Raw genomic sequence first — 13,657 nt, 5'->3', positions numbered from 1 at the left:
CGCTTCTCCGTTAGCCCAGCAACTGGTGAATGCGTTTTAGCCCCGCCACCAGCCTGTCGACCTCTTCCGTTGTGTTGTACATCACCAGCGACGCGCGGCACATTGCCGGGACCTGATAAAATGCCATCAGCGGCATGGCACAGTGGTGCCCGGTACGCACGGCCACGCCATAGTTATCGAGGAAACTGCCCACGTCATAGGCATGGTGTTTTCCCAGATTGAACGCAATCACGCCCTGCCGGTTGGCCGGGCCATACAGGGTCAACTCGGGCACGCTGGCAAGCTCCTGCAGCGCGTAGTGCATCAGCATCTGCTCATACTCCTGGATGGCCTCAAGGCCAATGGAGGAGACATAAGAGAGAGCAGCCCCAAGCCCGATAATCCCGCCGGTATTGGGCGTACCAGCCTCAAAACGCCACGGCGCGCGCGCGTAGGTGGTCCCTTCCGACAGGCTGACGGTGGCGATCATCGAGCCGCCCCCTTCCCACGGCGGCATGGCCTGCAAAATATCGTCTTTCACATACAACACGCCGATCCCGGTTGGGCCATAAAGCTTATGCCCGGAGAAGACGTAAAAATCGCAGTCCAGCGCCTGAACATCCACCGCGTGATGCATCACCGCCTGAGCGCCATCAATCAGGACCTTCGCGCCCGCCCGGTGGGCTTTTTCGACGATCTCTGCTACCGGGTTTTCAGTGCCCAGCACGTTAGAGACCTGGGTTATCGCCACCAGCCGCGTGCGGTCGTCCAGCAGGGCATCAAGGTGCTCAAGCTGAAGCGTGCCGTCCTGATTCAACGGGATTACCCGTAGCGCAGCACCCACACGCTCACAGAGCATCTGCCACGGCACGATATTGGCGTGGTGTTCCATCTCGGTGATGATGATGTTATCGCCCGCGTGGACCTGCGCACTGCCCCAGCTGTTGGCGACAAGGTTGATCCCTTCCGTCGTGCCGCGCACAAACACCAGTTCTTCCGGCGAGCGCGCATTCAGAAAAGCGGCCACCTGGGTGCGGACGTTCTCCATACGCTGGGTCGCCTCTGCGCTCAGCGTATGAATACCGCGATGCACGGCGGCGTAACCGTGTCGGTAGAATTCGGCTTCTGCATCCACCACCTGATTCGGTTTTTGCGCGCTGGCAGCGCTGTCGAGATAGGCCAGCGGCAGTCCATTCACTTCACGGGTCAGAACCGGGAAATCGGCCCGTACTTTCTCTAGGGGAAAACTCATGCTTCGCCTCCAGGCAGACGCTGACCAATACGGGTCAGCACCTGCTGTTTTAACAGGCCATCGTCCAGCGCCTCCGTCAGCTCTGCGGCAAAGGCGTAGATAATCATTTTCTGCGCCGCCTGCTGGTCAATACCGCGCGAACGCAAATAGAACATCTGTTCATCGTCAATGCGCCCGACCGTGGCGCCGTGGCTGCATTTGACGTCGTCGGCATAGATCTCCAGCTGCGGCTTGGTGTCCACTTCTGCCAGGCGCCCCAGCAGCAGGTTGTTGTTGGTCATCTGCCCGTCGGTCTTAATGGCGTGCTGCGCCACATTGATCAGACCGTTAAACACCGCACGGCCTTTGTCGCTGACAATGGTTTTGTGCAACTGGCGGCTGTTGCAGTAGCCTTTGTTGTGCTCAAGCCAGGTCCGCGTATCGCACACTTCCGATTTGACCGGCATCGCCAGGCTGTTGATGCGCAGGGTGGTGTTCTCGCCGTTAAGCTGCGTGCTGGTATTGTGACGCAGTACCGCGCCCCCCAGCAGGAAGCTGTGGCTGTATGCCGCTGCATCTTGTCCAAGCAGGATATCGTTATGCGCAAAGTGGTGACTCTGCGGGTTCTCGAATGCCAGCTTGATATGGTGCAGCTGAGCGTTGGCGGCGACATTCATCGTCAGGCGCGCCCCGGTAAAGTGGCGGGTATCGTTGAGGCTGACGTAATGTTCAATAATCGTGGCTTCCGCCCCCTCCGCCAGCTCCAGATGGTGGCGATAGTGCGCAGTATTGATTTCATCGCCGTCCAGGCCCTGGGTGATGTGCATCAGCAGCAGCGGTTTCGCCGGGCGCTGGTTTCGCTTCACGTGAATCTGCGTCACACTCTGCGCCAGGCTCTCGGTAAGGTGCAGAAAGACCTCCGGCTGCACGGGTGCCGTCAGGCTCTGGCGCTCATCATTAATGGCGATCGTATAACCGCTCTCGTCGGTGCTGTCGCTCAGATCAGGACGGAACTGGCCGTCGACAAACACCAGGCGCAGGGCATCCACATTCAGCGCCAGTGCATCGCGCTGCGTCGGTGTGATATCCGCCCGTTGCGAGACAAATTCAGCGTTCAGCAGGCCCTCAAGCGGCGTGTACTTCCAGTTCTCATGTTTACGCGTGGGTAAACCGAGGCGCAGCATCTGTTGCAGGTGCTGTTGTGCCTGCTCAGAACGCCTTCCGCCCTGCGCTTCAAACAGGCGGTGCCACTGCTGGAGCGCATTACTGCTGTTCGGTAAGCCAGCCATAACCCTGCTCCTCCAGTTGTTTGACCAGCGTGAAATCACCGGATTTCACAATGCGCCCCTGGTAAAGCACGTGGACGTAATCCGGTTTGATGTAGTCAAGAATACGCTGATAGTGGGTAACGATAATGAATGACCGTTTGCCGTCGCGCAGAGAATTCACCCCGTCGGCGACAATCTTGAGGGCATCGATATCCAGACCGGAATCGGTCTCATCCAGAATGCACAGTTCAGGTTCAAGCACCGCCATCTGCAGAATGTCGTTGCGCTTCTTCTCGCCGCCGGAGAAACCGACGTTCACCGAGCGGGTCAGCAGATCTTCCGGCATTTTCAGCAGCTTGATCTTCTCTTCCATCAGGTCCTGAAAATCAAAACGATCCAGCGCCTCCAGGCCACGGTATTTGCGTACCGCGTTGAGCGCCGTTTGCAGGAAGAACTGATTACTGACGCCCGGAATTTCGACCGGATACTGGAAAGCCATAAAGATGCCCTCCCCCGCGCGCTCTTCCGGCGACATCTCCAGCAAATCTTTGCCGTTAAACTCCACCGAGCCGTTGGTCACTTCGTAATCTTCGCGTCCCGCCAGCGTCGCTGAAAGCGTACTTTTCCCGGAGCCATTCGGCCCCATAATGGCGTGGACTTCACCCGGCTTGACGTCAAAATTGAGGCCACGCAGGATGGCTTTGTCTTCCACGCTAACCTGTAAATCTTTAATACTTAACATGTGCTTTCCTTAACCGACGCTGTGTTCAAGACTAATGGCGAGGAGTTTCTGGGCTTCAACGGCAAATTCCAGCGGCAGTTCAGAGAACACGTCCTTACAGAAGCCGTTGACAATCATCGAGATGGCATCTTCTTCACTGATCCCGCGCTGCAGGCAGTAGAAAAGCTGATCTTCCCCGATACGCGACGTTGTCGCCTCATGCTCAAGCTGGGCGCTGTTGTTGCGACACTCCACGTACGGGAAGGTATGCGCGCCGCAGTCTGCGCCAATCAGCATGGAGTCACACTGGGTAAAGTTTCGCGCGTTGGTGGCCGTAGGCATGATTTTCACCAGCCCGCGATAGCTGTTCTGGCTGTGTCCGGCGGAGATACCTTTTGAGATGATGGTCGATTTGGTGTTTTTACCAATGTGGATCATCTTGGTGCCGGTATCCGCCTGCTGATGGCCGCTGGTCAGCGCAACGGAATAAAACTCGCCGATGGAGTTATCCCCGCGCAAAATACAGCTCGGATACTTCCAGGTAATGGCCGAGCCGGTTTCAGACTGGGTCCAGGACATCTTGCTGTTTTCGCCTTCGCACAGCGCACGCTTGGTGACGAAGTTGAGGATACCGCCGGTATTACCGTCGCCCGGGAACCAGTTCTGCACCGTGGAGTATTTCACTTCGGCGTCTTTATGGATGATAACTTCAACCACCGCGGCGTGGAGCTGGTAGCTGTCGCGCACCGGCGCGGAACACCCTTCGATGTAGCTGACGTAGCTGCCTTCGTCCGCCACCAGAATGGTGCGCTCGAACTGGCCGGTCTTTTCCGCATTGATGCGGAAATAGGTCGACAGCTCCATTGGACAACGTACCCCTTTCGGCACGTAGATGAAGGTGCCGTCTGAGGCGACCGCTGCGTTGAGCGCCGCGAAGAAGTTGTCGTTAGACGGCACCACGGTGCCAATGTACTTTTTCACCAGTTCCGGGTGATCGTGGATCGCTTCGCCGAAAGAGCAGAAAATGATCCCCTGTTCTGCCAGCTTCTCACGGTAGGTGGTTGCCACCGAGACAGAGTCAAAAATGGCGTCCACCGCCACCTCTTTCCCCTCGCGAACCGGTACGCCAAGCTGGTTAAACGCCTCTTCCACCTCTTTACTCAGGAAGCTATTATCCGCGCCAGTTTGCTGTACCGCGCCGGGCTGCGAGGCGCAGGTGTCGTCACAGCTGCCGCAGGAAGGTGCAGAGTAGTAGCTGTAATCCTGATAATTCAGCTTATCGTAGTGGGCTTTCAGCCAGTGCGGCTCTTCCATCTCCAGCCAGGCCCGGTAAGCGCTCAGGCGGAATTCGAGCATCCATTCCGGCTCGTTACGTTTGGCTGAAATTGCGCGCACGACATCTTCGTTGATGCCCTTCGCCAGTTCATCAGTTTGCAGCTGGGTGAAGAACCCCTCTTTATAGTTGAGGTGTCCGCCGCTCCAGGTATTTACTTCACTCGTTGCTTCAGTATTACGAGACATAGTACCGCCTATACCCCAAAGCTTTCGCCGCAGCCACATTCGTTCTGGGCTTTCGGGTTATGAAATTTGAATAACTGGTTTAAACCTTCACGCACGTAGTCCACTTCGGTGCCGTCGATAAACGGCATCGCCTGAAGCGCGACATACAGTTTTGCGCCATCCGTTTCAAACACCAGATCATCTTTTTCGGGTTCGGTGACGGTGTCGAGCACATAACCAAACCCCGCGCAGCCGGTCTGCTTGACCCCTAAACGCACGCCGAGGATCTCTGGCTTTTTCGCCACCAGCTCATGAATATGTGCCGCCGCCGCTGGCGTGAGCGTTAAACCGCGCCAGGCGAAATCGGCAGGGTTAAAGGTTTCTGAATGCAGTTCCATAGGTCCACCTCATCTGATAAGCCATCAGGGCATAACACCATGTTAGTGATAACGATTATCACTTCAACCCTCTGACAGCAGGGGCATTAGGCTTAATCGCCCTTTTTGCCTGGTTTTATTAAGCATAGACCCTGTGAGAGGATGCTGGCGGGATGGATTTAATTGTTCAATGCATTGATTAATAATGCATTTCGCTGCGTCGTTCGTCTGATTAAAAGGAAAAGCAAAATATGCATCGGAAATGCCTATTTTTGAGATAGCTTTTGCGCAGGACAGGACAGAAAGAAAAAAAGGCCCTCAAGGCCTCTGATGATTAATGATGAAAGGCGACGGAAAAACCTTGTTCACGCCAGTGATCGAGCTGTTCCTGCTGACGGGGCGTGGGCGATTTTCCCGTCCAGACAAAGAGTTTCTGCCCGGGGAAGAGTTCGGGACGCGGTGAATCAATCGGCTCTGCCAGCACGTCGATATGCCAGCCCTTATTGGCTAAGCGCGCGGCTTCAAGCCACAGATGAGTGCGGTCGTCGCACTCCCAACCGATGAGCAACGCATCTTTACCAGCTTTTTTACGCGATTCTGCCAGGCTTGCCACGGCGAATTCGATCAGCACACCATCAAACAGGCTCGCCATATGGCGCACCGTATTTTGATCCTGATTCATGCGCTGCCTTACGGGGGTAATAATGTTGTCGATCAGCGCATCCATGGCGTGATCGCGGCGAAACTCGCCAATTTTTGCGCGCAGTTTTGCCGGGCTGGCATAGCGCAAAACGGTCATCATCTCTTCCTGGAAAGCGGCCCAGTTACCCTGGGTCATCACTTCCTTGTTCTCCAGCAAGGCTTTTACTTTCCCCACCGAAACGCCTGATTTCATCAGACGTTTGATCTCTTCAATACGCAGGATATCCTCGTCGTCGAACTGACGATGCCCCCCTTCGCTGCGCTGCGGCTTCAACAAACCATAACGGCGCTGCCAGGCACGCAGCGTAACGGGGTTGATACCGCATCGTTCGGCGACTTCGCCGATACTGTAATAGGCCATTAACTCCCTCACGCTCAATACTTCCATACCCAACCACAGCAACCTTATCAGATTGTACAAGCTATTTGTATAACTAAGACCTCAGTTTGAAACAGGTGAATGGTGAGGACACCATCCACGCCGTTAACTCTATTGTTGTCTAAATTCCACCTTACGTACAGTTAACTCTGCCAAAGGTTGTACAGCTTTATCACAATCCAGACTTTTTCTCGGGCCACGAAATTGCCGGAATGCCGCCATGTCGGGGGCTGGCAAACAGATGCCCCTGGAACTGGGAAATTCCCGCAGATTCCAGCCACATCCACTCCTCAGCCTTCTCCACGCCGACGGCGCAGAACTGAATTTCCAGCGAGGAACAGCACTTGATAATCGCCTGAATGATGGCCTGACGCGGACCGCTTTTATGCACATCCAGCACTAGATCGCGATTAATCTTAATTCTGTCCGGCTGGAACTGGGCCAGCAACTGCAGCCCGGCAAAACCGGCCCCGAAGTGATCGATCGTCACGCTGATACCGGCACTTTTTAACTGCCGGACCGAATGGGTAAACTCATCGAAGCGCGAGATGGCTTCACTTTCGGTGAATTCCACCACAATTTGCTCCGGCACAAAGCCGTTCGCGTCGATAGCGGTGAGCAGGAAATCGACGGCATGCGGGACATTGACCAGCGTCATGGGCAACAGGTTAATCGACAGCGTCTGATTCTGTAGCCCCAGCGCACTGGCCATGGAGAGCGCAACCTGTTTGCTGTGCAAATCTGCTGCGTAGACCTCTTCACGCGGAAGAGCCGCAAAATAGGCCCGTGGCGAGTCGCCGGATGGCGTGCGCAGCAGTGCCTCCCAGGAGACCACCTCCTGCATAAAGGGATCCACAATCGGCTGAAACGCAAAGCTGCAGTCTGCCCCTTTTGCTACCACCGGCGGTTGTGCGGATAACGGCGTCTCCTCGGGGATAAAATCCCAGGCATCGGCGGGCGGCAATTCAAAATAGTTGGCCTTCTCGGTTGCCTCAACGAACGTGCGGAAGAACTGCAGCGGACGATCGTTATAGGTCAGCTGATAGCGGGTCGTGCCCTTATTAAGCACCTGCTGAAGAACATCTTCCCGGTCGAAGTGACGCAAATCAAAGAGCTCCATCCCAACATTGCCAAAACGCCGGGAAGGTCCGTGATCGCGCATCAGTTCCACCACATTGTGGTGACGCGGATCGCGGCAGATCTGCTCATAAATGGCGGTCACGTTTTCGACTGGCCCTTCGAGCAACTGAAAAAAGTGCGTGCCGTTAAACAACAGGATCCCCGTGACGTCGGATTGTCGGTTTTTACTATCTGCAGCAGCGACCATGGTTTCCAGCGCTTTCACCGGAACGTCATCGCAGATATGGCTGCGGTATATGATGGTTGTCAGCATGCTTTTCCTGGAGGGGTTAGGGGTTTGGCCACGAAAACGCGTGGATAGAGTTCTGTTATAGCATATTAATTGTCAGGCAAATAATTTACGTCTCAATGATTTAGGACGTTTATGACCCGAGTTTTCGATGTTGTACAACTTAACCACGACGCTTCAAGTTGTACAATATATTCTGTTACGATACCGTTACAAACTCCATCGATAACCTTCTGAAATATAAAAAGTTTATAAAATATATCATAAAATATTTAAAAATCTGTACATTTTTAATGTACAGATTTGGGATTTGTGTATACCTTAAATGTAACGTTAGTGATTACTAAATTTTACAGGAGCGAAACATGCAACAGAACGGTTACGTCGCAGATTCTGCCGCCGCTATTGCGCAGTACTTCGAAAAAGCCGCGCTTCCAACGCAACAGGAAACGCTGGGTGAAGTTGTGGTTGAAATTCTTAGCGACGGGCGAAACCTCAACCGCAAGTCGCTCTGCACCAAACTCTTAAGTCGCCTCGAAAAGGCCGAAGGGCCGGAAGAGGAACAGCATTACCACATGCTGCTTGGTTTGCTCTTCGAACGGTAACGTTATGAATCGCAGTGACGCTGAAAGACTCACAGACCAGCTTATCGGTGAAGCCGTGCTTTCCCTCCTGAAAGAACGGGGGCCACTGACGACCGATTCTCTGGTACAGCGTCTGCGTAAAATGCAAATACATGAAAAGGATCCCCGGCGGCGGGAGACACTGGCGAGGGTGATAGCCGACATCGGCTCAAAAAACAGCGCCTTTATACGTCGCAGAACCGCGCAAGGACGACCAGGCAGAGAGGGATCTCTCAAGGATAACAGAGACAATGTAGTGCCGTTATTTGGTGATGGAAAACCGTCCAATCCCAGGAAAATACATTGACTGCAATTTAACAGCTACGGTGAGAACAAATGAGACAGAATATTCAGCCACAACCCGAATACCATTCGGCTTTTCTGGACAGCGCTTTGTCGGAGTATTTCCGCCACGCTGGCGATCGTTTTGCTGAAGAATCCGCGATTTTTTCTACTGCAGTACGTTGTGTCCTGGCCACGGAAGGTCACCTTACCAACAAAGCGATCATTCTCTGGCTGATCCAGACGCTGGAAGCGACGGATGACGTGGTTCAGGCCGACGTCATTCGTAAAACGCTGGAAATTGTTGTGGGTTACACAATGGACGACCTTTAAAATTAGCTAACGTGTCATCGTCATAACTGTCGACCAGCCTGACGATGACACCCCTCCCCCCCTCATAACACCCTGTGAAACACGCATCGTAAAGATGGCACACTTCCTGCTTATTCCTCTTTACGGGATCGGGCTCTCCGGTCATCTTGCTTCATTTCTTAACAGGTCTGTTATTGATGAAAAAAATCGCCAGCGTCTGCCCTTACTGTGGTGCAGGCTGTAAATTAAACCTCGTTGTTGAAAATAACCGTATTATCCGTGCCGAAGCCGCAGACGGCGTAACCAATCAGGGCACCTTATGCCTGAAAGGCTTTTACGGCTGGGACTTCCTTAACGATACCCGCTTGCTCACCCCTCGCCTGACGCAACCGATGATCCGCTACCACAAAGGCGAACCCTTTACCCCGGTCACCTGGGACGAGGCCATTCGTTATACCGCCAACAAGCTTAAAAACATTAAAGCGCAGTTCGGCCCGCGGTCCATCATGACCACCGGCTCTTCCCGGGGGACGGGCAATGAAACCAACTATGTGATACAGAAATTCGCCCGTGCGGTACTCCATACCAACAACGTGGACTGCTGCGCACGCGTCTGCCACGGGCCTTCCGTGGCGGGTTTGCAGGAAACGCTGGGCAACGGCGCGATGAGTAATTCCATTAACGACATTGAACACTCAAAATGCCTGCTGGTTTTCGGATACAACTGCGCCGATTCCCATCCAATAGTCGCCCGCCGCGTGCTGAAAGCCCGTGAGAACGGTGCGAAAATTATCGTCTGCGATCCGCGTCGGATTGAAACAGCCCGCATTGCCGACCAACATCTGCAACTGAAAAACGGCAGCAATATGGCACTGGTTAACGCCTTTGGCTATGTGCTGCTGGAAGAGGAGTTGTACGACAAAAACTACGTCGCACGCTTCACGGAGGGGCTTGAGGCCTACCGGCAGACGGTGAAAGAGTACGCGCCAGAGAAGGTCGAACATCTGACCGGCATTCCCGCCCACGATGTCCGCCAGGCGATGCGCACTTTCGCAGCGGCCCCTTCCGCGACCGTGATGTGGGGAATGGGCGTCACACAGTTTGGTCAGGCCGTAGATGTGGTAAAAGGCCTTTCGAGTCTGGCGCTGTTAACCGGTAATCTTGGTCGCCCTGCAGTCGGCGTCGGTCCCGTTCGCGGACAAAATAACGTGCAGGGAGCGTGTGACATGGGCGTATTGCCCAATATGTTCCCCGGCTATCAGGACGTGACGGACCCGGCTGTCAGGCAGAAGTTCGCCGATGCCTGGGGAATTGACGTTACGGTAATGGACGATCGCGTCGGCACGCGCATTACCGAGGTGCCGCATCTCGCCCTGGAAGGTAAAGTCAAAGCCTATTACATCATGGGGGAAGATCCGCTGCAGACCGAGGCCGACCTGGGCCTGGTGCGCAGCGGCTTTGAGGCGCTCGACTTTGTGGTGGTTCAGGACATCTTCATGACCAAAACGGCGGAAGTGGCGGATGTTCTGTTACCCGCCACCTCCTGGGGCGAACACGGGGGCGTCTTTACCTGTGCCGATCGCGGCTTCCAGCGTTTCGGCAAGGCCGTCGAGGCCAGCGGCAACGTAAAACGCGACTGGGAGATCATCAGCCTGCTGGCGACAGAAATGGGCTATCCGATGCACTACACCTCAAACCAGCAGATCTGGGATGAGATGCGCGCGCTGTGTCCGCTGTTCTACGGCGTAACATACGAAAAAATGGGCGAAATGGGCCATGTCCAGTGGCCATGCCCAACGCTCGATCACCCCGGCACACCGTATCTGTACAAAGATAATCACTTCGACACGCCAACCGGCAAAGGGCAACTGTTTGCCGCGCCCTGGCGAGCGCCCGCTGAAACACCAGACGAAGACTATCCTCTGGTGCTCTGCACGGTGCGCGAAGTGGGACATTACTCCTGTCGTTCCATGACCGGAAACTGCGCTGCGCTGCAAAGCCTGGCCGACGAACCGGGTCGGGTGCAATTGAACCCGGCGGATGCGGAACAACGCGGTATCACTGACGGGCAACTGGTCTGGGTGCGTTCGCGCCGCGGTAAAGTGATTACCCGCGCCAGCCTCAGCGAACGCATCAACGCCGGGGCTGTATATATGACCTATCAGTGGTGGATTGGTGCCTGCAACGAACTGACGCAGGATAATCTTGATCCGATCTCCAAAACGCCGGAAACGAAGTATTGTGCTGTTCAGATGGACGCCATTGAGGATCAACGCTGGGCTGAGGACTTTGCGGCATCGGCGTACCAGTCCATGAAGTCTCGGCTGATCAGTGCGGTGAATGCCTGAGAAAATGCCGGGTGGCGCTGCGCTTACCCGGCCTACGTTACGGGCGTTTATTCAATCAACAGCAGGCAGGATAAATCATCGCCGCCATTGATTTTATCAATCGCAGCGTCCATGCGGGCATCAATGGTGTTATTGTGCATGGTCTTTTCGGAGAGGCTGGCGATGGTTTTCATTACCACCTGTTGGTCGATTTCGCCCTGCATCGATCTCACGCTGAGGATGAATTTGATATAGAAAAAGTCCAGCACGATACGATAAAACTGACGCATCATCGTCGCCATGTTTTTGCCGGGGAAATAGCTGCTGTAGAGTTTGTACAGCAGGTAATTGCGTAACACGTAAGGTTCTGACAAACAGGAATCCTCACATAATTTGTGCCACTGCTGATTAATCGCGTCGAATTTCGTCTCCAGTTCCGCCGCGTCGCTAATACCGGCAACATCCAGGTATGCGGCAATTTGCTGATGCCCTTCAAGAATAAAACCGTCCCGGGCTGAATCTTTTGCAACATGCGTTCCCATGACGGACAACGCCAGATATTTCATTGCGTTTGACTTCGCCAGATGACCGGAATCCATCAGCGATTTTTCGCTTTGCAACTCATTGAGAAGCGCTTCGTAGAAATTTTCCACTTCAGCAAATTTATTATGCAGATCAAAGTTAACGTGCGGGAGACAAAGAATAAACTGCGCCAGCGCCATCAAATTTTCTTCTATATTACGGGATGGCGACTGGATTAAATTCCAGGCGAAAAGATGGATCACCTGTTGAGTCTGCGAGACAGACTGGCGCTGCCCAATCAAATTGGTTTTATAGCCCGCCACGAGCTCATCCTGCTCCTGAAGCAGCATCGCATCCGGGTCAAACAGCACCCGCCGCACCACTTCCGGGCAGGAGAGCGTCATCGTGTGCCGTGTCTCATCCTGGTAGCGAGTTGAACTCCGGGGGTAAGTGCTGCAGGTATGCGAGAGCGCCTCTTCCCCCAGATCGCGGTGGACCATGCAGAGCTTGTTTTCATCGATAAAAGGACAGTCCCCTTTTTCGTTTAACTTCACTCTGGAGTAGCTATTCTTACCCTTTCTCTGCAGGATAAGGTTCTTTTTGGCAATGGCGGCAATCTCTGTGTGCGAGGAGAGAACGTATTTCTGATGAGTTTTCTTGTCGATAGCGATTGTCCAGCCACGACAACATGACATTAAGCATTCTGGCCCAACACACTTAAATTTACAGACAAAAATCGGCTTGATGGTTTTGTGAATTTGCATAGTGAAGGCGTCATTATATAAAGCATAAAAAGTACCATGACGCGCGCGCTATGCTAAAGGCGCATAACGGCGCACAAATTCAGGTAATTTACAGTATCAAAGAGAATGCGAGATAGTCACCGAGCCGGTTTGGGTAACTGTTCCTTTGCACCATTCGGCGAATAAGGGCAATCAGTTCAAAATCGGTTCGCAGATTAAACTTTTGCATCATTACATACTTTTGCGTAAAAACGGTTTTATCGCTGATCTTCAGCGCATGCGCGATCTGCACTACCGATAATCCCCGGTAAAAATTGGCCATAATGCGTTTTTGCTGGGGTGATAATATTTTATGCTGACACTCTGCGCAGCTTTTTTGCTTCCAGCTGTTCCCCGCCAGCTCTGCGCGGTACCAGGCAATGAACAGCACCTGGCTTATCCGATCAAGAGAAGCACGACGTGAAATAAAAATAATATCGTTAAAGCAGGAGGGTAAGGCAGAAAAATGATATTCATCTTCTACCAATCCGATCACAATCCCTTTCTGGCGCGCCTGTAATTCGGGAAAACAGACCAGCGCCTCCCCCATACAAAACGAGAGAACGATAATATCGGCGGCACTGACGTTATCACGGCTAAGCTCCGCCTCGAAATGAATCTGCTGCTTAAAATTACGCAAAAAGAATTCCACAAAGAAACACTGCAGCCCATGGTGAAAAAATTGGTCTGTCTCTTGAATCAGAATATTCAACATAGCAAATACCGATGTGGGTCAGTCAATAAGCGTTATTAACGCGCGGGATTGTTAATTGTATTGCATGGTCATCACAACAACTGCGCTGACGCTGCCCGGCGTCGCGCCACCGGTAACAGATTTTACCGAAGCCTGCATGGCCATGGTCGCCGTTCTGTCCGGCGCAATATTTTGCGTTATGCTGGACCCGGTCCCCTTCAACGTTCCCGTTGCGGCCTCACGCATGGCTATCGCCACGTTTGTCGCCGAGCCGCTGTTCATGTAGTAGTCCGCACCGGCCGCCGGATCGGGGGTGCCGGTGAACGAGACCGTGACGCTGCGGGTCCCCGCCGGGCACTGGGTAAATTGCAAATTAAACGGCACCGGATCTGATGTCGATCCCGGCGTCGCCATATTAGTCGCCTGTATATTTCCAAGATTAATATCCAGGTTTGCGCTCCCGCCATTAAATACACAGGGCGAGGCGATGATATTTCCCGTCACGCCCAGATTAACGCTATCAGCCGCAACGACGTTCCAGCTGAATGCAAGGAGGAACATCCCTCTCCTGAAGGGTAATTTCATCATT

General features: G+C 53.7%; 14 protein-coding genes. 4 read left to right on the top strand and 10 right to left on the bottom strand.

Annotated features, from left to right (window positions below; all coding sequences use genetic code 11):
* Positions 1 to 10 precede the first annotated feature (10 nt).
* The 7 genes from sufS to ACMWKA_RS13180 all read right to left on the bottom strand — a co-directional run bounded on the left by sufS (position 11) and on the right by ACMWKA_RS13180 (position 7,550).
* Positions 11 to 1,231, bottom strand: coding sequence for a cysteine desulfurase SufS (gene sufS, locus ACMWKA_RS13210; protein WP_414760316.1), 1,221 nt, complete (start codon positions 1,229 to 1,231; stop codon positions 11 to 13).
* Positions 1,228 to 2,499 (bottom strand): Fe-S cluster assembly protein SufD, encoded by a 1,272-nt coding sequence (gene sufD, locus ACMWKA_RS13205; protein WP_150057220.1) that lies wholly within the window; start codon positions 2,497 to 2,499, stop codon positions 1,228 to 1,230. The genes sufS and sufD overlap by 4 nt, the downstream gene beginning before the upstream one ends.
* Positions 2,474 to 3,220 carry a Fe-S cluster assembly ATPase SufC gene (gene sufC / locus ACMWKA_RS13200; protein WP_013096955.1) on the bottom strand — a complete coding sequence of 249 codons (747 nt, stop codon included), beginning with the start codon at positions 3,218 to 3,220 and terminating at the stop codon, positions 2,474 to 2,476. The genes sufD and sufC overlap by 26 nt, the downstream gene beginning before the upstream one ends.
* Before the next feature lie 9 nt (positions 3,221 to 3,229).
* Complete coding sequence (sufB, locus tag ACMWKA_RS13195) at positions 3,230 to 4,720, bottom strand: Fe-S cluster assembly protein SufB (protein ID WP_013096956.1); 1,491 nt, start codon at positions 4,718 to 4,720, stop codon at positions 3,230 to 3,232.
* Positions 4,721 to 4,728: 8 nt separating this feature from the next.
* Positions 4,729 to 5,097: a Fe-S cluster assembly scaffold SufA gene (gene sufA, locus ACMWKA_RS13190; protein WP_008500631.1), complete on the bottom strand. Its 369-nt coding sequence runs from the start codon at positions 5,095 to 5,097 to the stop codon at positions 4,729 to 4,731.
* A gap of 313 nt (positions 5,098 to 5,410) precedes the next feature.
* Complete coding sequence (locus ACMWKA_RS13185) at positions 5,411 to 6,139, bottom strand: MerR family transcriptional regulator (protein ID WP_013096958.1); 729 nt, start codon at positions 6,137 to 6,139, stop codon at positions 5,411 to 5,413.
* A 190-nt stretch (positions 6,140 to 6,329) separates the two neighbouring features.
* Complete coding sequence (locus ACMWKA_RS13180; RefSeq protein ID WP_013096959.1) at positions 6,330 to 7,550, bottom strand: diguanylate phosphodiesterase; 1,221 nt, start codon at positions 7,548 to 7,550, stop codon at positions 6,330 to 6,332.
* A 341-nt stretch (positions 7,551 to 7,891) separates the two neighbouring features.
* Between ACMWKA_RS13180 and ycgZ the strand changes: the two genes are divergently transcribed.
* The 4 genes from ycgZ to fdhF all read left to right on the top strand — a co-directional run bounded on the left by ycgZ (position 7,892) and on the right by fdhF (position 11,091).
* Complete coding sequence (ycgZ, locus tag ACMWKA_RS13175; protein ID WP_013096960.1) at positions 7,892 to 8,131, top strand: regulatory protein YcgZ; 240 nt, start codon at positions 7,892 to 7,894, stop codon at positions 8,129 to 8,131.
* Positions 8,132 to 8,135: 4 nt separating this feature from the next.
* The gene (locus ACMWKA_RS13170; RefSeq protein ID WP_047023701.1) at positions 8,136 to 8,456 is read left to right on the top strand and encodes a hypothetical protein; all 321 of its coding nucleotides are present in this window, start codon (positions 8,136 to 8,138) and stop codon (positions 8,454 to 8,456) included.
* Between the two features lie 29 nt (positions 8,457 to 8,485).
* Positions 8,486 to 8,764 carry a biofilm development regulator YmgB/AriR family protein gene (locus tag ACMWKA_RS13165; protein WP_013096961.1) on the top strand — a complete coding sequence of 93 codons (279 nt, stop codon included), beginning with the start codon at positions 8,486 to 8,488 and terminating at the stop codon, positions 8,762 to 8,764.
* Positions 8,765 to 8,940: 176 nt separating this feature from the next.
* A complete protein-coding gene (gene fdhF, locus ACMWKA_RS13160) occupies positions 8,941 to 11,091 on the top strand; it encodes a formate dehydrogenase subunit alpha (protein WP_414760315.1) in 2,151 nt (716 codons plus the stop codon).
* A gap of 47 nt (positions 11,092 to 11,138) precedes the next feature.
* Here fdhF and fliB read toward each other — a convergent pair whose 3' ends face one another.
* The 3 genes from fliB to ACMWKA_RS13145 form a co-directional block, all read right to left on the bottom strand.
* Positions 11,139 to 12,356, bottom strand: a complete 1,218-nt coding sequence (gene fliB / locus ACMWKA_RS13155; protein ID WP_414760314.1) for a flagellin lysine-N-methylase — start codon at positions 12,354 to 12,356, stop codon at positions 11,139 to 11,141.
* A gap of 88 nt (positions 12,357 to 12,444) precedes the next feature.
* A complete protein-coding gene (locus tag ACMWKA_RS13150) occupies positions 12,445 to 13,089 on the bottom strand; it encodes a helix-turn-helix transcriptional regulator (protein ID WP_013096964.1) in 645 nt (214 codons plus the stop codon).
* Between the two features lie 51 nt (positions 13,090 to 13,140).
* Positions 13,141 to 13,629 (bottom strand): fimbrial protein, encoded by a 489-nt coding sequence (locus ACMWKA_RS13145; RefSeq protein ID WP_100168537.1) that lies wholly within the window; start codon positions 13,627 to 13,629, stop codon positions 13,141 to 13,143.
* Positions 13,630 to 13,657: the final 28 nt, after the last annotated feature.

The organism is Enterobacter sp. 03-F-07-AD-ECC (assembly GCF_047530935.1).
GTDB lineage: Bacteria > Pseudomonadota > Gammaproteobacteria > Enterobacterales > Enterobacteriaceae > Enterobacter > Enterobacter cloacae.
The sequence above is the reverse complement of the archived record's forward strand: the minus strand, read 5'-3'. Positions and strand labels throughout refer to the sequence as shown.